This window comes from Rhizobium sp. AN6A, from assembly GCF_900215635.1.
In the GTDB taxonomy this organism is placed as follows: domain Bacteria; phylum Pseudomonadota; class Alphaproteobacteria; order Rhizobiales; family Rhizobiaceae; genus Agrobacterium; species Agrobacterium tumefaciens.
In genome coordinates this window covers 858,486-877,298 of record NZ_OCNC01000004.1, presented here as the reverse complement: position 1 = coordinate 877,298, position 18,813 = coordinate 858,486, and the positions used below count along the sequence as shown (strand labels likewise).

The following is an 18,813-nucleotide window of genomic DNA, read 5'->3' as shown; positions in this document are numbered from 1 at the left end:
CAATGCAAACCAAGTTAGGAAAGCCGTGATGAGATTTAAAGCTGCCCTGTTTCACTTCATCGTCATTTTCGCCGCCGCCTTTTCCGCCTCGGCGGCCATGGCGCAGGAGCGGACACTGCAACTGGTTGGCCTCGGCGACAGCCTCATGGCGGGTTACCAGTTACCCCCCACCGATGGCTATACGGCACAGCTTGAAGCTGCATTAAAGGCCAAGGGCATCAATGTTACCGTCACCAATGCCGGTGTGTCCGGCGATACCTCCTCCGGTGGTCTGGCGCGGGCGGAGTGGTCGGTTCCCGATGGCACGGACGGGGTCATTCTGGAACTCGGCGCCAATGATGCATTGCGCGGTATTGCGCCGGAACAGACGGAAAAGAACCTCGACGCCATCATTTCCGGCTTTCAGAAACGCAACATAGCGGTGCTGCTGGTCGGCATTATGGCGCCGCCGAACATGGGTGACGATTACGCCAAGCGCTTCAACCCGATCTATCCGCAGCTTGCAGAAAAATACAACCTGCCGCTTTATCCGTTCTTTCTGGATGGCGTGGTGACGGATGATAAGTTGAAGCTGGAGGACAAAATGCATCCCAATACGCAGGGTGTGGCAATGATGGTGGAGAAATCTTTGCCGGCTGTTGAAAGCTTCATCAAGACAATCGGTGCGCAAAAAAAATAAGCACTTGCGCCCGCCTGCATTGCATGATTCGCTATGCTTGTTCTGCCAAGAGATTCGGGGAGCTCGCCATGCCGAGACTGTTTATCGCCCTCGAAATTCCGCGCAATGCGGCTATGAGCCTGTCATTGTTGCGCGGTGGTCTGCCGGGAGCCCGGTGGATCGATGTGGAGAATTATCACATAACCCTGCGTTTTATCGGCGATATCGACGGGAGAACCGCCGATGAGGTCGTTGACAGACTGGACCGGATCGACAGACCGGAATTCCAGCTCAGTCTCAACGGAATGGGTTCCTTCGGCTCCAAGAAACCGCATTCGATCTGGGCGGGGGTTTCCCCCTCGCCGGAAATGAATGCGCTTCAGGCGGAGGTCGAAAGGATCTGCCAGAGGATCGGCCCTGCCGCCGGATCCGCGCAAGTTCATGCCGCATGTGACGCTGGCGCGGTTGCGCTCTTCACGGCTGGACGATGTGGTGCAGTATCTTTCCGGACGCGGCAATTTCCGCACATCCGCCTTCACGGTCGGTCGTTTCGTGCTGATGTCGTCCAAGGAATCGGTGGGTGGCGGACCCTACATCGTGGAAGAGGTGTTCCCGCTTCACGAAGCGCGGTCCAGCGCCATCTTCTCGAGCAACGAGCTGCATCCCGCAAAAAGCATGTTGTAGACGGCCAGAAATCCGTCGTCGCCACCGAAGTAGGGATCGGGGACGTTTTCGTGGCGTCCCGAAGCGTAGTCCAGGAACAGGTGGATTTTGTGCTTCCGGTTTTCGGGCGCCTTTCGGAGCAGTTTCGCGAGATTGCCTGCGTCCATGGCAAGGATGAGATCGAAGGTCTCGAAATCGGCCTGGCTGACCTGCCGCGCACGCTGCAGGGAAATATCTATCCCATGCTTACGGGCGATTGCGATGGATCTGCGATCCGGGGCGGTACCGGTGTGCCAACCGCCGGTGCCGGCGGAATCGACAGTGAGTTGGCGAGACAGGCCTCCGGTTTCGGCAAGGTTTGTCAAAATGCCTTCGGCAAGCGGTGAGCGGCAGATATTGCCCATGCAGACAAAAAGAACGGCTGTATGTTTCATTGAATATGCGTCGATCCGGTCGTTGAGGCGTTAATGTTTCTCCGAAAGAGCGGATCGCATGTCAAGCGGAGGCAAGATGCATGAAATATCCCAGACTTGAACCGGAAGCCGTCCGGCAGGCGCTTTTAAAACTCGATGGCTGGTCTTTGCGCGAGGACGGGGCGGCAATCGTCCGGTCGTTCAAGTTCGCGAGTTTTGCGGAGGCTTTCGGTTTCATGGCCGAGTCCGCACTCGTGGCAGAAAAGCTCAATCATCATCCAGAATGGTCCAATGTCTATTCGCGCGTCAGGGTCTGCCTCACCACCCACGATTCGCAAGGCGTGACCGAGCGGGATTTCCTGCTCGCGGAGGCCATGCAGAAGGCGGCAACGGGCCGTGGGAATTGAACGGCGGGCTTTAACTCCCATATAATAACCGTGACCGGAGGACCGTCGATCATGGATGATGTGAAAATCGGTGAAATTCTCTTGCCCGGGGAAACGGGCAGCCAAGGCGAACGCGAACGCGTCGTGCGCGCCAAATTCTGGCCAAAGCTCAAGCGTGTGATGACCAAGGTGCCCTTCGCGCGCGATGCGGCAGCGGCCTATTATTGCGCGATCGATCGGGATACGCCGTTGCGTGCCAAGGGCATCATTCTGGCCGCGCTCGCCTATTTCATCATGCCGTTTGATGCCATCCCCGACATGCTGGCGGTCGTCGGCTTTACCGACGATATCGCGGTCATTACGGCCGCGCTTGCGATGATCCGCGCCCACATCAAGATGGAGCATTACGATGCGGCGGATGCCATGCTGAAACGGCAGCAGGAGGCCGAATAACACGTCTGTGATGACGAGGCTCTTCGGAGCCGGGCAGGTGACAAATTGTTGCCTGAATTTGTGTGTCATAGACATGACGGGGAGGGCGTGCCACGCCTTTCTTCTCAGGGTGCGGGCGTAGCCGATCTGTAACACTGCAAGACGTTTTCGGCATTTTATACGTGTTGTTGACGGTTTGGTAACCGCTTCCTGACCACAATGAGAAAAGACGATCCGCACCTGAACGTGGCCGATCCATAAACATGGAGCCCGCCGCTGCTTCGGGCCAATGGAAGACAATAACCCGGCAGGAAATTCTATGTTTGTAAGAAGTGTAGCAACCGCAGTGGCCATTTTGCTGACCAGCGTCGGCGTAGCATCTGCACAGTCGCCCACGCGCATCCAGCAGTTCAATGCATGGGGCGCCTATTCGTACAAATCGGGCAACAGCACCGTCTGCTACGTTCTTTCCATCCCCACTTCCAAGGAACCGGCGAGCGTCGATCACGGCGATATATTCTTCATCGTGTCGCAGCGTCCGGGCCAGAATATTTCCTACGAGCCGCAGGCCATGGTGGGTTACCCGCTGAAGCAGGGCTCCAAGGTCAATGTCACGATCGACAACAAGAACTTTGTGATGTTCACCAAGGACAAGGCTGCCTGGGTTGAAAATGCTGCCGAAGAACCCGCTCTCGTGGCCGCGATGAAGGGCGGCAAGTCGATGACGGTCAAGGCGGTCTCCGGCCGCGGCACCGCGACTTCCTATTCCTATTCGCTTTCGGGCATTTCGGCTGCTTTCAAGCAGATCGAAAGCTGCAAATAATCCTGACGCTTCGTCAGCTTTGTGATTGGCCGGTCATCGACCGGCCATTTGCGTTTTTGCTTGTTTGATGCTAAAGGCGCGGCAACATTGACAGGCGGATGCGCGAAAAGTGCTCCGCCTTTGATTTTCTCGACATGCAGACGATGTTCCGCCTTTCCTAAAGGCCGGTCGTGCGATGCATTGGATGATGGGATAGCGTGATGTCCGTATTGCATGCCCCTGCCGGTCTGGCAGTTAAAACTCCCCTGATCGCCAATAGCGATCTCATGTCCGGCAAGCCGTCGCTGATCGGCATGACGCGTGAGGAAATGGGCGAGGCGCTGGCCGAGATCGGCGTGCCGCAGAAGCAGGTGAAGATGCGTGTCAGCCAGTTGTGGAACTGGCTTTATGTGCGCGGCGTCTCGGATTTCGACAACATGACCAATGTTGCCAAGGAACTCAGGGAAAAGCTGAAAGCAGCCTTCACCATTGCCCGCCCGGAAATCGTCGAGGAGCAGATTTCCAACGACGGCACCCGCAAATGGCTGATGCGTTTTCCGCCCCGCGGTGCGGGACGTCCCGTCGAGATCGAGACGGTCTATATTCCCGAAGAAGGACGCGGCACACTTTGCATTTCGAGCCAGGTGGGCTGTTCGCTGACGTGTTCCTTCTGTCACACCGGCACGCAGCGTCTGGTGCGGAACCTGACGGCCGAGGAAATTCTCTCCCAGCTTCTGCTCGCCCGCGACCGGCTCGGTGATTTTCCTGACGGTTCGACGCCGGTCGGCGCCTATGTGCCGAGCGAAGGCCGCAAGGTCTCTAACATCGTGATGATGGGCATGGGCGAACCGCTTTACAATTTCGAACATGTGAAGACCGCACTTCTGATCGCCACCGATGGTGACGGCCTGTCGCTCTCCAAGCGTCGCGTGACCCTGTCCACCTCGGGCGTTGTGCCGGAAATATTCCGCACGGGCGATGAGATCGGCGTCATGCTGGCAATTTCACTGCATGCGGTGCGCGACGATCTGCGCGACATGCTGGTGCCGATCAACAAGAAATACCCGCTGAAGGAGCTGATCGAGGCTTGCCGCAATTATCCGGGTGTCTCCAACGCCCGCCGCATCACCTTCGAATATGTGATGCTGAAGGATGTGAACGACAGCCTGGAAGACGCCAAGATGCTGGTGCAGCTTCTGAGGGGCGTTCCAGCCAAGATCAATCTCATTCCGTTCAATCCGTGGCCGGGCACGAATTACCAGTGCTCCGAATGGGCGCAGATCGAGAAGTTCGCGGATTTCATCAATCAGGCGGGTTACGCTTCGCCGATCCGCACGCCGCGCGGCCGCGATATTCTCGCTGCCTGCGGCCAGCTGAAATCGGAATCCGAGCGCATGCGCAAAACCGAAAGGCTGGCTTTCGAGGCGATGATGATTGCCAACCATGGTGCGGACGACTGAATCGACGCCAATCGCGGCAGAAAGCTTGGTTCGTTACGGTTCTTTGATTGATTTCGGGCGGTCTTGTTTCTAATAAGACGGCAATAAGAAACCAACTGGAGGATACCTATGCGTGCATTCATTCTGGCGCTCGCAGCCGCGAGCGCCCTCGTTCTGCCGGCCAAGGCTGAAAACGTCACCGTTGCCGTCACCGCCATTGTCGAACATCCGGCGCTTGACGCCGCACGTGACGGCGTCAAGGCAGCGCTTGCCGAAGCCGGTTACAAGGAAGGCGAGAACCTCAAGTTCCTCTACGAGTCCGCGCAGGGCAATCCAGGCACCGCAGCGCAGATCGCGCGTCAGTTCGTGGGCGAAGCCCCCAATGTCATCGTGCCGATCTCCACACCGTCCGCCCAGGCCGTCGTTGCGGCGACCCGCGATATTCCGGTCGTCTTCACGGCTGTTTCCGATCCGGTTGGCGCACAGCTCGTCAAGGACATGCAAAAGCCCGGCCGCAACGTGACCGGACTTTCCGACATGCTGCCGGTTGCCGAGCATCTGGCGCTGATCAAGGAAATTTCGCCCGACGCCAAGTCCATCGGCTTTATCTACAACTCCGCCGAGGCCAACTCCGTCTCGACGCTTGCAGCGCTGAAGGCTGAGGCCGAAAAGGCCGGCCTGAAGGTCGTTGAATCTGTCGCCACAAAATCCGCCGAAGTGCAGGGCGCGACGCGCGCACTGGTCGGCAAGGCCGACGTGATCTACGTGCCGACCGACAATACCATCGTTTCCGCTTTCGAGGCGGCAGCCGGCGTTGCGAGCGAGGCGAAGATTCCGCTTTATGCCGCCGATACGGATTCCGTTGCGCGCGGTGCGGTTGCGGCCCTCGGCTTCAATTATTTCGACGTTGGCAAGCAGACCGGCGCTGTCGTTGTTCGCATTCTCAAGGGTGAGAAGCCCGGCGACATTCCGGCAACCGTTGCCGTCGGCACCGATCTGGTGATCAACAAGAAGGCTGCTGAAAAAGCTGGCGTCACCTTCCCCGAGAGCGTGACGAAGCGCGCCACCAAGGTCATCGACTAAACCGGACTTCGGGCGGCGGTCACTCGCCGCCCGCTTTGCGCGGCACGCAACGGTGCCCGTATCCGCCGACGCGGCGGCAATAACAAGGACATTACCGTGAGCCAAATCGCTTTCTGGGGTGCCGTGGAACTGGGACTGGTCTTCGCCTTTGTGGCGATCGGCGTCTATCTCGCTTTCCGGGTACTTGATTTTCCTGATCTGACCGTTGACGGTTCCTTTCCGCTCGGCGCAGCCGTTGCGGCCGTGATGATCATCGCCGGCCTCAATGCCTGGGTCGCGACGGCGATTGCGATGGTTGCCGGCGCCGGTGCTGGCATCGTTACGGCAACGCTGAATGTCCGGTTCAAGATACTTAACCTGCTGGCGTCAATCCTGACGATGATCGCGCTGTTTTCGGTGAATCTCCGGGTGATGGGAAAACCGAATGTGGCGCTGCTCAATCAGGATACGATGATCTCGCCATTCTACGGTCTCGGTCTTTCCGAATATCTCGTGCGGCCACTCTTTATCGGCGTTTTGGTATTGCTCGCTGTCATTCTCGTCTGGCGTTTTCTTGAGAGCGATGCGGGCCTTGCCATGCGGGCGACGGGCGCGAATGCGCGGATGGCACGCGCCCAAGGGGTGAAGACCGGCAACCAGATCTATCTTGGCATGGCGCTTTCGAATGCACTGGTCGCGCTCGGCGGCGCGCTTTTTGCGCAGACCAATGGCTTTGCCGATGTGACTGCCGGTGTCGGCACCATCGTCGTCGGGCTTGCGGCTGTCATCATCGGCGAAACGCTGTTTGGCTCGCGGGGCATTCTGATTGCGCTCATCGGCTGTGTTTTCGGCTCCATCGCCTACCGCCTTGCCATCCAGCTCGCTTTGTCGAGCGATGTGCTGGGTCTCAAGGCCTCCGATCTCAATTTCGTTACGGCGGTATTGGTAGCCATTGCATTGATCCTGCCTCGACTGCGCCGCGGGGGAGCAACATCGTGATTTCCCTTTCCGACATTCAGGTCATCTTCGGGCGTGGCACACCGCTGCAAAAGCAGGCGCTGGCCAAGATCGATCTTACCATCGAGGATGGTTCCTTCGTTACCGTGATCGGCTCAAACGGTGCCGGCAAATCCACGCTTCTCGGCGTTCTCGCGGGCGATGTCCTGCCGACGGCCGGAAAGGTGATGGTTGGTGGCGCCGATGTCACACGCAAAACGACCGCCAGCCGGGCTGGGCGGGTGGCGCGCGTGTTTCAGGACCCACTGGCTGGCAGCTGTGGCGCGCTCACAATTGAGGAGAACCTTGCGCTTGCGGCGTCTCGCGGAGAGCGTCGCGGCTTGTTGCCGGCGCTTGGGCGCGGCAGGCGGGATTTCTTCAAAGAGCGTATCGCTTCGCTCAATCTCGGTCTGGAAAATCGTTTGAAGGACCGCATGGATCTGTTGTCCGGCGGGCAAAGGCAGGCGGTCTCGCTTGTCATGGCAACGCTTTCCGGTTCGGACGTGTTGCTGCTTGACGAACATACGGCAGCACTCGATCCCGGCATGGCGGAGTTCGTGATGGAGCTGACCCGCAAGGTGGTTTCCGAGCGCAAGCTGACGACACTGATGGTTACCCATTCCATGCGTCAGGCGCTGGACTATGGCGACCGCACGATCATGCTGCACGCCGGTGAAATCGTGCTCGATGTGTCCGGCGAAAGCCGCAAGGGTCTTCAGGTCGAAGATCTTATCGACATGTTCCGCAAGATACGCGGCCAGACGCTTGATGACGATGAACTATTGATCGGCTGACGAGTTATCCGAAAGGCGCCTGCGGGCGCCTTTTTTATTTGTCCGTCATCGCGTCTGGGTGAGGAAAATCTTGACGGCGAAAAGCGAAAATACACCGGCGATCGTATAATCCAGCCCGCGCAGAACCTTCTTGTTGCGCTGGAGCCAGGCAGACAGCACATCGGCGGCGACGACGATGCCGATGCCGATCGGCAGCGCCACGATGATCGACCAGAGCCCAAGGAAAATCAGCTTGCCGGTGACATGCGGATCGGATGCGCTGACGAATTGCGGCAGGAAGGTCATGAAAAAGATGATGACCTTTGGATTGAGCAGATTGACCCAAATACCGTTCAGCAAGGCGGATTTCAGTGAGGATTGCTGTTTTTCGCCCGTGGTCTTGACCATAACGAAATCCGAGCCCTTGCGGATCGCCTGAATGGCAAGCCAGACAAGATAGGCGGCCCCGCCGGTCTTCAGGATGAGGAAGGCTGTCGGCGATGCGACGATGAGGGCCGCGACGCCGAAGGCAACCAGCATGGTATGTACGGTAATACCGAGATTGGTGCCCACAAGGGTCATGAAACCCGCTGCCCGGCCCTCGCGTATTGACCGGCTGATCCACAGCGTCATGTCAGGCCCGGGCGTTACCGCCAGAAGCAGGATGGCGACGGTGAAGGCGGCAAGTGTTGGCAGGCTCGGAACGAAATCCATCGCGGCACCCGTAAAGCTGGAGACTGCCGTTGCTTAACGCGAATTCGCGTTTCTGCCAATGTTTTTGCGCGCCGGGCATTGGTACGAAAACCGGGGATGATCAAAAGTGGATGGCCGCCGCAACTTTCAAAGTGCGGCGGCGTCGGGAGATCAGTTTTTGAGGAAGCTGGTGAAGGCGGCGGAATATTCGGTGTGCCAGCGCGACAGTGGCGGACGATTTTGGACAATGTCTTGAGCTGCCCACAGAATGCGTTTCTCGTCCGTCGGGCGATCCACTTCGCCATCCGGGCAGAGGATGTAGAAATCGCCCCTGGCGATGCTCTCGACCATGAAATCAACGGTCTGCTCGCCGGTCCAGGCCCCTGCTGGTTTTTCCGTCCTGCCATTTGCCGTGAGGCCGGTGAAGACGAAGCCGGGGATTAGGAGGTGGGCGGAAACCGCGCTGTTCGGAATATTGCGCAGCTCGTGCTGTAGCGCTTCCGTGAAGGCTTTGACGCCGGCCTTCGAGACATTATAGGCCGGATCGCCCGGCGGGGTGGTGATGCCCTGTTTCGAACCGGTATTGATGATGAGCGCGGCCTCGCCATGGGCGACCATGCCCTGCCCAAACACCCGGCTGCCGTTCACGACACCCATCAGGTTGACGTTGATGACTTTTTCCCAATTGGCCTGAGCGCCGAAGATGGCGCTGCCCGGCTGGATGCCGGCATTGTTCATCAACACGTGAACCCGCCCGAAACGCTGGATCACAGCGCGTTCCAGCGCCTCAAGCTCATCGAGTTTCGACACGTCGGTCGGTATTGCGACGATCTGTGCTTCGCCGTCCTTTGCGATGGTCAGAATATCAGCATGCGCTGCGGCAAGCCTGTCACCGTCGAGATCGACGAGGACGACGCTCATACCGAAACCGGCGAATTTCCGGGCAGCGGCAAGTCCGATACCGGAGGCCGCGCCGGTGATGACGGCGACATTATCTTCCTTGAATGCGGGGTGGATGGTCGTCATAGGTTTTCCTTTCGCGTCGTTTTGTGCTGTTTCCAGCCGTTTGCAACGTTGCCTGAACCCTGAGTGGCTTCATTCACGGTCTTCAAGTTGATCGCGCCGCTTCATGTTAAAGCGCGAAATCGCATAATGCATGTGACAATTCGTTCGTTCCAGTCATGACGCGCTGTTGCAGGGATCTGACCTTTCGCAAATGCCTATTGCCCTTTCGTCCTATTCGTTGTTTTGTCGGGCATCTTTTCCGAAAATCGCTTCACAGTTTTCGGGTTGCACTGTAAAAGTGCCGAAATCCCAAGGAAATGGCGGTACCCCGATGCCGTCATCATGCAGATGGACATCATAATGGCACTCCCGAAAGACGTTAAGAAAGTCGTTCTCGCCTATTCCGGCGGCCTCGACACCTCGATCATCCTGAAGTGGCTTCAGACGGAACTCGGCGCTGAGGTCGTGACCTTCACTGCCGATCTTGGCCAGGGCGAAGAACTTGAGCCGGCGCGCAAGAAGGCCGAGTTGCTGGGCATCAAGGAAATCTTCGTCGAGGACGTCCGCGAAGAGTTCGTGCGTGATTTCGTTTTTCCGATGTTTCGTGCCAATGCCGTTTATGAAGGTGTCTATCTGCTCGGCACTTCCATCGCCCGTCCGCTGATTTCCAAGCACCTGATCGAGATCGCCAAGAAGACCGGTGCCGATGCCATTGCGCATGGCGCCACCGGCAAGGGCAACGACCAGGTCCGTTTCGAGCTTTCGGCCTATGCGCTGAACCCGGATATCAAGATCATCGCCCCATGGCGCGACTGGACTTTCAAGAGCCGGACCGACCTTCTGGAATTTGCCGAAAAGAACCAGATTCCCGTGGCCAAGGACAAGAAGGGCGAAGCGCCGTTCTCCGTCGACGCCAACCTGCTGCACTCCTCGTCCGAGGGCAAGGTTCTGGAAGACCCGGCTAAGGAAGCTCCGGAATATGTGCACATGCGCACCATTTCCCCGGAAGCGGCGCCTGACAAGGCAACCGTTATCAAGGTCGGTTTCCGCAAGGGTGATGCCTGCTCCATCAACGGTGTGGAAATGTCGCCTGCCACGCTTCTGGCGACGCTCAACAATTATGGTCGCGAAAACGGCATCGGCCGTCTCGATCTGGTCGAGAACCGCTTCGTCGGCATGAAGTCGCGCGGCGTCTACGAAACGCCCGGCGGCACCATCCTGCTGGCTGCGCATCGTGCGATCGAATCCATCACGCTCGACCGGGGTGCTGCGCATCTGAAGGACGATCTGATGCCGCGTTACGCCGAACTCATCTATTACGGCTTCTGGTTCTCGCCCGAGCGCGAGATGCTGCAGGCCCTGATCGACAAGAGCCAGGAGCATGTGGAAGGCGAAGTGACGCTGAAGCTCTACAAGGGCAATGTCATGGTGACCGGCCGCGAGAGCGCGAAGTCGCTCTATTCCGACGCGCTGGTGACGTTCGAGGACGACCACGGTGCTTATGACCAGAAGGATGCAGCTGGCTTCATCAAGCTCAATGCCCTGCGCCTGCGCACCCTGGCGAAGCGTAATCTCGGCAAGTAATTCTGCTGAAGCATGAATTGGAAAAACCCGCAGGTGCAACGCCTGCGGGTTTTTTCATGTCTCTCTTCTGGAAACGGCGCGAAAGCCGATGTAGCTGCCAACGGCCACGAATTCCATCACCGGAATGATGATGCCGAAGCTGGTCAGCGGCGAACCGATGAGCGAAGCCATTGCCCCACCTGCAAAACCAGATCCCATCTGGATGAAGCCCATCATGGCCGATGCCGAGCCGGCGATATGCGGGAAGGGAGCAAGGGCCGCCGTGACCATCGAAGGCGTCAACAGCGCGATCCCGACCGTCGCCACCGCGACGGGTACCATGATGGAGAGGAAGGATGGCGGCACGAGGAAAACCGACAGCATGATGAGAAGACCGCCCGTGCCGGAAAAACAAAGGCCAAGCACGACGGAACGCCGGTCGCCCAGTCTCGGCGCGATGTAACGCAACGCAATCGAACCGAAGAAATAGGCGCCTGTTTGCATCAGCATGCCGACACCGAAGGCCGTGGGGGACATGCCGACTTCGTTGATGAGGATGAACGTCAGCATGGTGGCTTGCGCATAAAGTGCGCCGATGGAGCCGCCGAGCACGAGGGCGGCCAGAAGAAAACGCGGCTGCTTCAGCAATGTGCCATAGGCCGACAGAAGGTGTCGGGGTCGGATCCTGGTTTTGTCAGGCACCGTCGTTTCACGCAGAAAAATCACCACCGAAAGGATGGCGATAGCTCCGAGACCGGCCATGAGGAAAAACACCGATTGCCAGCCAAAAGCCGCAAGCGACAGACCACCGATCGTCGGCCCCATCGCAGGGCCGATCGCCAGCATGATGCCGATGAGGTTCATGATGCTGGAGGCTTCCGCGCCGGTGAACTGATCGCGCACCACGGCGCGCGCAACGGTCATGCCAACGGAAGCGCCGATGCCCTGAACGAGGCGCGCGAACAGCAGCACTTCGATGGTTGGGGCCAAGAGGGTGAGCACACCACCGCCCAGAAAGATCGACAGGAAGACGAGGCTCGCCTTGCGCCGCCCGCAGGCATCCGATGCCGGCCCGGCAAGCAATTGGGCTACGGCAAAACCGGCAAAATAGAGCGATAGGCTGAGTTTTATGGCGGACTCGGTGGTTGCGAAAACCCGTGTCAGTTCCGGCATGGCCGGCGTGTAAATCGACATTGAAATGGGCGCCAGCGCTGTCAGCAATGCTCCGAGTAACGCCGTTCGCTTTCTGGACATGATCGTTTTCGACATTGCGATCAGCCGTTCTGGCCCTGCTGTTCCGGTTGCAGATTGTTGCGAAGCGTCTGCAGGAAGCTACGGAAAAGCGCGACTTCCTCTTCGTTCAGCCCCTGTGTGGCCTGAAGAACGAGCTGGTCGATTTCATGCCCGACAGCTTCCAGCATGTCGGCGGAGGTTTTCGTCAGGACGATGCGTTTGGAACGCCTGTCCTGCGGGTCCTGCTGGCGTTCTATCAGATTGAGTGACTGCAACTTGTCGAGATAGGCGCAGATCGTCATGGGTTCGATGCCGAGACGGGCGGCGATGTCAGCCTGTTTACTGCCATCGATAACGGCAACCGTCAGCAATGCTCTTGCCTCGCCGGGGGTAAGGCCCAGTCCGGCTTCGGAGATACGGCGCTCAAATGCACTGTTCAGCAGGCGTGCGCCGCTGTTCAGCAAAAATGCCAATGAATCTTTTTCGCGTGTGCCCATGCTTCGCCTTTTGGTAAGTCAGCCTTACTAAGTTTCGGACGATAAGCAATGGCGCATAAACCATATTATCGAAAATTGCGTAAAGTATTCGTCAGTTCGATTGCGGGACGTCCAACAACATTGCCTGTCATCGTCACGTCGAAGCAAAAAAAGACAACACGTCCTGCATTTTTTCCACTTCATCCGTCGTGCCAATGGAACGGGCAATCTCGATCCGGTCAGAAAAATACGTCACGAAGTCGAAATCCGTGTCGTCGGTCACGCCGGCAATGTCAATCACCTCGCCATTGGCATTCAGCGTCTGTGCCGGAAGTTCAGACGACAGCTCAAGCCAGGTATCGTGGCTGATTTTTCCGGTATCGTAATACTCCTGCGCCATTTCCCGCAATTGCCGGGGGCTGACACGGGTGAAATCGATGCGGTCTATCGTTTCTTCAAAGCCGGTGGCCGCGTCGGATGGGGCTGCCTTGCCGAAATCGGGGCTTCCCACGGGTCTGCTGTTTTTGGGATTGTCCCTGAAAAGGAAACTATTGGAAGACCTTAAAGAATAAATCTCCATAATACATATCTCCATCATGGGATATTATTGCGGGAAATCAAAACATGCCATCGCCATGCCAGTCAATACTTGGCGGTGTTGACGATCATGTCTTCCACACCAAATTCCGGCATATTGAATTGGCGGTGGAGGCATGCCCATATGGGCGTAAACCGGAATTGTACAAGGAAGATGAAATGCCATCCACGACCGCGCCCTATCCCGCACTCGTTACCTGGAACGGTCAGAACGGTCTGCCGAAATTCGATGCGGTCAAGGATGAGGATTTTGCCCCGGCCTTTGAAGCCGCCCTTTTATCCCATGAACAGGAAATCGATGCGATTGCGGGTAATCCGCAGGCACCGACCTTCGAAAACACCGTGACCGCGCTTGAAATCGCCGGCGACGAACTTTCGCGCATTTCGGCGCTGTTCTGGAACAAGGCGGGTGCCCACACCAACGGCGTCATTCAGGCACTGGAGCGGGAAATCGCGCCGAAAATGTCACGGCACTATTCCAAGATCGGCATGAACGAGGCGCTATTTAAACGCATCGACACGCTATGGGAAACGCGCGAGGCGCTTTCCCTGACCGGCGAGGAAAAACGCGTTCTCGAACGGCACTGGAAGGGTTTCGTGCGCTCCGGCGCAAAGTTGCAGAAGGACCGTCAGGAGCGTCTGGCGGCCATCAATGAAGAGCTTGCCGGTCTTGGCGCCAAATTCGGGCAGAATGTTCTGGCGGATGAAAAGAGCTGGAAACTTCTGCTTTCCACCGATGACGAGCTTTCCGGCATTCCCGGTTTTCTGCGTGATGCCATGGCGGGTGCCGCGCGCGACCATGGCGAAGACGGCAAATTCGCCGTTACCCTTTCCCGCTCCATCATCGAGCCATTCCTGACCTTCTCGGAACGCCGCGACTTGCGCGAGCAGGCCTTCAAGGCCTGGGTGGCTCGCGGCGAAAATGGTGGCGATACAGACAACCGCGCGACCGTCCGCCGTACGCTGGAACTGCGTGAGGAAAAGGCACAGCTTCTCGGCTACAAGAATTTTGCTGCCTACAAGCTGGACGACACGATGGCAAAAACGCCGGATGCCGTGAACGGTCTTCTGGGCCAGGTCTGGGAAAAGGCCGTGCTGCGCGCAGGTGAGGAGGAGGCTGAACTTGCCGCCATCATCGCCGCGGAGGGCAAGAACCACGAGGTGATGCCCTGGGACTGGCGCCATTACGCCGAAAAGCTGCGGGCACAGAAATTCAGCTTCTCCGAGACTGAATTGAAGCCGTATCTGCAATTGGAAAAGATCATCGATGCGTGTTTCGATGTGGCCAACCGGCTCTTTGCAATTCGTGCCGTCGAGATCAAGGGTGTAGCCGCCTATCATCCCGATGTGCGGGTTTTTGAAATCCGCGATGACAAGGGCGACCTGAAGGCCATGTTCCTCGGCGATTATTTCGCCCGCCCGTCCAAGCGTTCCGGCGCGTGGATGAGTTCGTTCCAGTCGCAGCACAAGCTGCCTTTGAAGAACGGTACTGTCGGTGAAATACCGATCATCTACAATGTCTGCAATTTTGCAAAACCGGCCGAGGGGAAGCCTGCGCTGCTTTCGCTTGATGATGCGCGCACGCTGTTTCACGAATTCGGCCACGCCCTGCACGGCATGTTGTCTGATGTTACCTATCCTTCCGTTTCCGGAACGGGTGTGTCGCGCGATTTCGTCGAGTTGCCGTCGCAGCTTTACGAACATTGGCTGACCGTGCCGGAAATTCTGGAGAAATATGCCCTGCATTATGAAACCGGGGCACCGATGCCAAAGGCGTTGCTGGACAAGGTTCTGGCAGCACAGACCTTCAATGCCGGTTTCAGCACCGTCGAATTCACTTCTTCGGCCATCGTCGATATGGCGTTCCATACCCGTGACAGCGTCGGCGATCCCATGGTCGTGCAAGGTGAGGTGCTTTCCGCCCTGAACATGCCGAAGTCCATCGTCATGCGGCATGCGACGCCACACTTCCAGCATGTGTTTTCCGGTGATGGTTATTCGGCCGGTTATTATTCCTACATGTGGTCGGAGGTGCTGGACGCCGACGCGTTTTCTGCCTTCGAGGAAACCGGCAACCCCTTCGATGGTGAGATGGCGCGCAAGCTGAAAGAGAATATCTATTCAGTCGGCGGCTCGATCGATCCGGAGGAGGCCTATCTCGCTTTTCGCGGCAAGATGCCAAGTCCCGATGCCATGCTTTTGAAGCGCGGCCTCGTATAAAAGACTGTCATATTCTTGAGCTAGAACCTGAGCGCAGGGGGCATATGACAATGCCCCCCTTTCGCATTTGCAAAAAAAAGGTTATGAGCGCGCCAAACTAAATTGGCGCATCTCCCGACGGTAGCGCCCAACCTCAGAGATTTTGAACAATGGCAATTCGCAACATCGCGATTATCGCGCACGTTGACCATGGAAAAACGACGCTCGTTGACGAGCTTCTGAAGCAGTCCGGCTCGTTCCGCGACAACCAGCGCGTTGCGGAACGCGTGATGGATAGCAACGATCTCGAAAAGGAACGCGGCATCACCATTCTTGCCAAGGCGACTTCGGTGGAGTGGAAGGGCGTTCGCATCAACATCGTCGACACCCCCGGCCACGCCGATTTCGGCGGCGAAGTTGAGCGTATCCTGTCGATGGTGGATGGCGCGATCGTTCTGGTCGATAGTTCCGAAGGCCCGATGCCGCAGACGAAGTTCGTCGTCAGCAAGGCGCTGAAGGTTGGTCTTCGCCCGATCGTCGCGATCAACAAGATCGACCGTCCGGATGGCCGCCATGAAGAAGTCATCAACGAAGTGTTCGACCTTTTCGCAAACCTCGATGCTACCGACGAGCAGCTCGACTTCCCGATCCTCTACGGTTCCGGCCGTGATGGCTGGATGAACGTCAACCCCGAGGGTCCGAAGGATCAGGGTCTTGCACCGTTGCTCGATCTGGTTCTCGAACATGTTCCGGAGCCTACGGTTGAAGAAGGTCCGTTCCGTCTGATCGGTACGATCCTCGAAGCCAACCCCTTCCTCGGCCGTATCATCACCGGCCGTATCGCTTCCGGTTCGATCAAGCCGAACCAGGCCGTGAAGGTCCTTGGCCAGGACGGCAAGACGATCGAAACCGGTCGTATTTCCAAGATCCTCGCATTCCGCGGCATTGAGCGCACGTCCATTGATGAGGCCCATGCGGGTGACATCGTCGCCATCGCTGGTCTTTCCAAGGGCACTGTTGCCGATACCTTCTGTGACCCTTCCGTCACCGAGGCGATGACCGCACAGCCGATCGATCCGCCGACCGTTACCATGTCCTTCATCGTCAACGACAGCCCGCTTGCCGGCACCGAAGGCGACAAGGTCACGAGCCGCGTCATCCGCGACCGTCTGTTCAAGGAAGCCGAAGGCAACGTCGCGCTGAAGATTGAAGAGGCTGAAGGCAAGGACTCGTTCTTCGTTTCCGGCCGTGGCGAATTGCAGCTGGCAGTTCTCATCGAAACGATGCGTCGCGAAGGCTTCGAGCTTGCAGTTTCGCGTCCGCGCGTTGTCATGCACAAGGATGAGAACGGCGCCATGATGGAGCCGATCGAAGAAGTCGTGATCGACGTCGATGAAGAGCATTCCGGCGTCGTCGTTCAGAAGATGTCCGAGCGCAAGGCTGAAATGGCAGAGCTCCGTCCCTCCGGCGGTAATCGCGTTCGTCTGAAGTTCTACGCTCCGACCCGCGGCCTGATCGGCTACCAGTCGGAACTTTTGACCGACACGCGCGGCACGGCGATCATGAACCGTCTGTTCCACGACTATCAGCCGTTCAAGGGTGCGATTGCTGGTCGCGTTAACGGCGTTCTTTTGTCGAACGGTTCGGGCGAAGCTGTCGCCTACGCCATGTTCAACCTGGAAGATCGTGGCCCGATGATCATCGAGCCGGGTGAGAAGGTTTATGCCGGCATGATTATCGGCATTCACTCTCGCGATAACGATCTCGAAGTGAACGTGCTGAAGGGCAAGCAGCTGACCAACATCCGCGCCGCCGGCAAGGATGAAGCCGTAAAGCTGACGCCGCCGATCCGCATGACGCTCGACCGCGCGCTTTCCTGGATCCAGGACGACGAGCTGATGGAAGTGACGCCGAAGTCCATCCGTCTGCGCAAGATGTTCCTCGACGCCAACGATCGCAAGCGTTTCGAAAAGGCGAAGCTCGCAGTTTGATTGCGGCTTCCCGTCAGGAATTTAAAAAAAACCCGGCCGCGAGCCGGGTTTTTTTATGCGCATGTTTTATTTGTGCATGAGTCGAAAGACTCTTGTGTCAAAGGTTAAGGATGCGTTAATTTTTCTCGGTCGTCCACATGAATAGGCTGTGGGTAAGCTTGCTGTCGTTAACCTTTATGGCTGGCAAGTTTTCATGGTCGGGGCCAGAATCGCGTTATGAAAACGTTATCCATAGATGTTCGCCGAGCCGAACCGCAAGATGCGCGCGCAATAGCCGAAGCGCACCGTCTGTCATGGCAACAGGCCTATGCCGGGCTGATCCCGCACCGACCGCTGACGCAGATGCTGGAGCGCCGCGGCGAAATCTGGTGGAAGAAGGCGACCCGGGGTTCCGCAACCATGCTGGTGGTGGAAGTGAAGGGCGTGGTTGCCGGATATGCCACGCTGGGCTTAAGCCGTGCGCGTGGGCTGCCGCATGACGGCGAGATCTACGAGCTTTATCTGCGGCCGGAATATCAGGGCATCGGGCTTGGCTCGCTGCTGTTTACGGAAGCCCGCCGGCTGCTGACCTCGCTCGGCTGCAACGGTGTTGTGGTCTGGTGCCTCGAAGATAGCGAGGTCGCCAATCGGTTTTTCCGTTCGCATGGCGGCCGGGACATCGCCGAGGGCATGGAAGATTTCGGCGGCAGGTCGCTGCGCAAGATCGGTTTCGTCTGGAACTAAGTACGCAGCCGGGTGATTTCACGCCGGTTTCATTTTTTCCGGTCGGCCATTCGCAATCCCGATGCCCTCAAATTCGGCATTCTGCCTTATCCGCCTAAAGCCATGTTGCAATACGGCGACTTTCCCAGTATCGAAAACCAAATCCAACCCCGTCGAATGAGGGAAGCGAATGCGTATCGATGCAATTTCCATTGGCAAGAATCCGCCGGAAGACGTGAATGTTATTGTCGAGGTGCCGGTTGGCGGCCAGCCGATCAAGTACGAGATGGACAAGGACGCCGGTGCGCTGATCGTCGATCGCTTCCTCTACACGCCTATGACCTATCCGGGTAACTATGGCTTCGTGCCGCACACGCTTTCCGACGATGGCGACCCGATCGATGTTCTTATCTGCAATACCCGCCCGCTGGTTCCCGGCTGCGTGATCAATGTGCGCCCCATCGGCGTCATGATCATGGAAGACGACGGCGGCAAGGACGAGAAGATCCTCGCCGTTCCGGTTCCGAAGCTGACGCGCCGTTACGACAAGGTCCACAACTACACCGACCTGCCGGAAATCACGCTGAAGCAGATCGAGCACTTCTTCGAGCACTACAAGGATCTGGAACCCGGCAAGTGGGTGAAGATGGGCGGCTGGCAGGATGTCGACGTTGCCAAGAAGCTGATCGTCGAAGCCATCGAGCGCTACAAGACGCAGGGCTGATTTCAG

The 18,813-nt window shown here is 57.7% G+C and carries 19 protein-coding genes and 1 pseudogene; 14 read left to right on the top strand and 6 right to left on the bottom strand.

Features of this window, described 5'->3' with window-relative positions:
- Positions 1-28 precede the first annotated feature (28 nt).
- Positions 29-679 carry an arylesterase gene (locus tag CRO62_RS16865; protein ID WP_025594574.1) on the top strand — a complete coding sequence of 217 codons (651 nt, stop codon included), beginning with the start codon at positions 29-31 and terminating at the stop codon, positions 677-679.
- 68 nt (positions 680-747) lie between these two features.
- Positions 748-1,342, top strand: a pseudogene (gene thpR, locus CRO62_RS16860) (RNA 2',3'-cyclic phosphodiesterase).
- Here the strand turns inward: thpR and CRO62_RS16855 are convergent.
- Positions 1,276-1,755: a low molecular weight protein-tyrosine-phosphatase gene (locus CRO62_RS16855; protein ID WP_097100950.1), complete on the bottom strand. Its 480-nt coding sequence runs from the start codon at positions 1,753-1,755 to the stop codon at positions 1,276-1,278. The pseudogene thpR and the gene CRO62_RS16855 overlap by 67 nt on opposite strands.
- Positions 1,756-1,835: 80 nt before the next feature.
- On the opposite strand from CRO62_RS16855, the gene CRO62_RS16850 reads away from it, so the two are divergent.
- The 7 genes from CRO62_RS16850 to CRO62_RS16820 all read left to right on the top strand — a co-directional run bounded on the left by CRO62_RS16850 (position 1,836) and on the right by CRO62_RS16820 (position 7,645).
- The gene (locus CRO62_RS16850; protein WP_097100949.1) at positions 1,836-2,141 is read left to right on the top strand and encodes a 4a-hydroxytetrahydrobiopterin dehydratase; all 306 of its coding nucleotides are present in this window, start codon (positions 1,836-1,838) and stop codon (positions 2,139-2,141) included.
- 51 nt (positions 2,142-2,192) lie between these two features.
- Positions 2,193-2,573: a YkvA family protein gene (locus CRO62_RS16845; RefSeq protein ID WP_003516660.1), complete on the top strand. Its 381-nt coding sequence runs from the start codon at positions 2,193-2,195 to the stop codon at positions 2,571-2,573.
- A 298-nt stretch (positions 2,574-2,871) separates the two neighbouring features.
- On the top strand, positions 2,872-3,375 hold the full coding sequence (locus CRO62_RS16840) for an invasion associated locus B family protein (protein ID WP_003516662.1): 504 nt from the start codon (positions 2,872-2,874) through the stop codon (positions 3,373-3,375).
- 266 nt (positions 3,376-3,641) lie between these two features.
- On the top strand, positions 3,642-4,814 hold the full coding sequence (rlmN, locus tag CRO62_RS16835) for a 23S rRNA (adenine(2503)-C(2))-methyltransferase RlmN (protein ID WP_075807724.1): 1,173 nt from the start codon (positions 3,642-3,644) through the stop codon (positions 4,812-4,814).
- A 108-nt stretch (positions 4,815-4,922) separates the two neighbouring features.
- Positions 4,923-5,876 carry an ABC transporter substrate-binding protein gene (locus tag CRO62_RS16830; RefSeq protein WP_097100948.1) on the top strand — a complete coding sequence of 318 codons (954 nt, stop codon included), beginning with the start codon at positions 4,923-4,925 and terminating at the stop codon, positions 5,874-5,876.
- A gap of 96 nt (positions 5,877-5,972) precedes the next feature.
- Complete coding sequence (locus tag CRO62_RS16825) at positions 5,973-6,854, top strand: ABC transporter permease (RefSeq protein ID WP_003516669.1); 882 nt, start codon at positions 5,973-5,975, stop codon at positions 6,852-6,854.
- Positions 6,851-7,645: an ABC transporter ATP-binding protein gene (locus tag CRO62_RS16820; protein WP_003516671.1), complete on the top strand. Its 795-nt coding sequence runs from the start codon at positions 6,851-6,853 to the stop codon at positions 7,643-7,645. The genes CRO62_RS16825 and CRO62_RS16820 overlap by 4 nt, the downstream gene beginning before the upstream one ends.
- A 45-nt stretch (positions 7,646-7,690) precedes the next feature.
- Here the strand turns inward: CRO62_RS16820 and CRO62_RS16815 are convergent, their stop codons facing one another.
- Entirely contained in the window at positions 7,691-8,338 is a 648-nt protein-coding gene (locus tag CRO62_RS16815; protein ID WP_003516674.1) for a LysE family translocator, read from the bottom strand.
- A gap of 150 nt (positions 8,339-8,488) precedes the next feature.
- Positions 8,489-9,343 (bottom strand): SDR family NAD(P)-dependent oxidoreductase, encoded by an 855-nt coding sequence (locus tag CRO62_RS16810; RefSeq protein WP_097100947.1) that lies wholly within the window; start codon positions 9,341-9,343, stop codon positions 8,489-8,491.
- Positions 9,344-9,682: 339 nt separating this feature from the next.
- Here CRO62_RS16810 and CRO62_RS16805 point away from each other — a divergent pair, with 339 nt between their 5' ends.
- Complete coding sequence (locus CRO62_RS16805) at positions 9,683-10,906, top strand: argininosuccinate synthase (RefSeq protein ID WP_003516677.1); 1,224 nt, start codon at positions 9,683-9,685, stop codon at positions 10,904-10,906.
- Positions 10,907-10,960: 54 nt separating this feature from the next.
- On the opposite strand, the gene CRO62_RS16800 is transcribed toward CRO62_RS16805, so the two are convergent.
- The 3 genes from CRO62_RS16800 to CRO62_RS16790 all read right to left on the bottom strand — a co-directional run bounded on the left by CRO62_RS16800 (position 10,961) and on the right by CRO62_RS16790 (position 13,174).
- Positions 10,961-12,139 carry a multidrug effflux MFS transporter gene (locus tag CRO62_RS16800; protein ID WP_097103081.1) on the bottom strand — a complete coding sequence of 393 codons (1,179 nt, stop codon included), beginning with the start codon at positions 12,137-12,139 and terminating at the stop codon, positions 10,961-10,963.
- Between the two features lie 20 nt (positions 12,140-12,159).
- On the bottom strand, positions 12,160-12,615 hold the full coding sequence (locus CRO62_RS16795) for a MarR family winged helix-turn-helix transcriptional regulator (protein WP_003516681.1): 456 nt from the start codon (positions 12,613-12,615) through the stop codon (positions 12,160-12,162).
- Between the two features lie 133 nt (positions 12,616-12,748).
- Positions 12,749-13,174 carry a hypothetical protein gene (locus CRO62_RS16790; protein ID WP_097100946.1) on the bottom strand — a complete coding sequence of 142 codons (426 nt, stop codon included), beginning with the start codon at positions 13,172-13,174 and terminating at the stop codon, positions 12,749-12,751.
- Positions 13,175-13,350: 176 nt separating this feature from the next.
- Here CRO62_RS16790 and CRO62_RS16785 point away from each other — a divergent pair, with 176 nt between their 5' ends.
- From CRO62_RS16785 to ppa, 4 genes are all read left to right on the top strand, one after another.
- Positions 13,351-15,411, top strand: a complete 2,061-nt coding sequence (locus CRO62_RS16785) for a M3 family metallopeptidase (RefSeq protein ID WP_097100945.1) — start codon at positions 13,351-13,353, stop codon at positions 15,409-15,411.
- Between the two features lie 149 nt (positions 15,412-15,560).
- The gene (typA, locus tag CRO62_RS16780) at positions 15,561-17,381 is read left to right on the top strand and encodes a translational GTPase TypA (protein ID WP_097100944.1); all 1,821 of its coding nucleotides are present in this window, start codon (positions 15,561-15,563) and stop codon (positions 17,379-17,381) included.
- Positions 17,382-17,597: 216 nt separating this feature from the next.
- A complete protein-coding gene (locus CRO62_RS16775; RefSeq protein WP_003516685.1) occupies positions 17,598-18,104 on the top strand; it encodes a GNAT family N-acetyltransferase in 507 nt (168 codons plus the stop codon).
- A gap of 169 nt (positions 18,105-18,273) precedes the next feature.
- Positions 18,274-18,807 (top strand): inorganic diphosphatase, encoded by a 534-nt coding sequence (gene ppa / locus CRO62_RS16770; protein ID WP_003516686.1) that lies wholly within the window; start codon positions 18,274-18,276, stop codon positions 18,805-18,807.
- Positions 18,808-18,813 lie beyond the last annotated feature (6 nt).

Coding starts and splice junctions, on each gene's coding strand:
- CRO62_RS16785 (WP_097100945.1), top strand. CDS start 13,351: ATGCCATCCACGACCGCGCCCTATCCCGCACTCGTTACCTGGAACGGT.
- ppa (WP_003516686.1), top strand. CDS start 18,274: ATGCGTATCGATGCAATTTCCATTGGCAAGAATCCGCCGGAAGACGTG.
- CRO62_RS16830 (WP_097100948.1), top strand. CDS start 4,923: ATGCGTGCATTCATTCTGGCGCTCGCAGCCGCGAGCGCCCTCGTTCTG.
- CRO62_RS16855 (WP_097100950.1), bottom strand. CDS start 1,755: ATGAAACATACAGCCGTTCTTTTTGTCTGCATGGGCAATATCTGCCGC.
- CRO62_RS16805 (WP_003516677.1), top strand. CDS start 9,683: ATGGCACTCCCGAAAGACGTTAAGAAAGTCGTTCTCGCCTATTCCGGC.
- CRO62_RS16795 (WP_003516681.1), bottom strand. CDS start 12,615: ATGGGCACACGCGAAAAAGATTCATTGGCATTTTTGCTGAACAGCGGC.
- CRO62_RS16775 (WP_003516685.1), top strand. CDS start 17,598: ATGAAAACGTTATCCATAGATGTTCGCCGAGCCGAACCGCAAGATGCG.
- CRO62_RS16850 (WP_097100949.1), top strand. CDS start 1,836: ATGAAATATCCCAGACTTGAACCGGAAGCCGTCCGGCAGGCGCTTTTA.
- CRO62_RS16865 (WP_025594574.1), top strand. CDS start 29: ATGAGATTTAAAGCTGCCCTGTTTCACTTCATCGTCATTTTCGCCGCC.
- rlmN (WP_075807724.1), top strand. CDS start 3,642: ATGTCCGGCAAGCCGTCGCTGATCGGCATGACGCGTGAGGAAATGGGC.
- CRO62_RS16800 (WP_097103081.1), bottom strand. CDS start 12,139: ATGTCCAGAAAGCGAACGGCGTTACTCGGAGCATTGCTGACAGCGCTG.
- CRO62_RS16810 (WP_097100947.1), bottom strand. CDS start 9,343: ATGACGACCATCCACCCCGCATTCAAGGAAGATAATGTCGCCGTCATC.
- CRO62_RS16790 (WP_097100946.1), bottom strand. CDS start 13,174: ATGGAGATTTATTCTTTAAGGTCTTCCAATAGTTTCCTTTTCAGGGAC.
- CRO62_RS16845 (WP_003516660.1), top strand. CDS start 2,193: ATGGATGATGTGAAAATCGGTGAAATTCTCTTGCCCGGGGAAACGGGC.
- CRO62_RS16815 (WP_003516674.1), bottom strand. CDS start 8,338: ATGGATTTCGTTCCGAGCCTGCCAACACTTGCCGCCTTCACCGTCGCC.
- CRO62_RS16840 (WP_003516662.1), top strand. CDS start 2,872: ATGTTTGTAAGAAGTGTAGCAACCGCAGTGGCCATTTTGCTGACCAGC.
- typA (WP_097100944.1), top strand. CDS start 15,561: ATGGCAATTCGCAACATCGCGATTATCGCGCACGTTGACCATGGAAAA.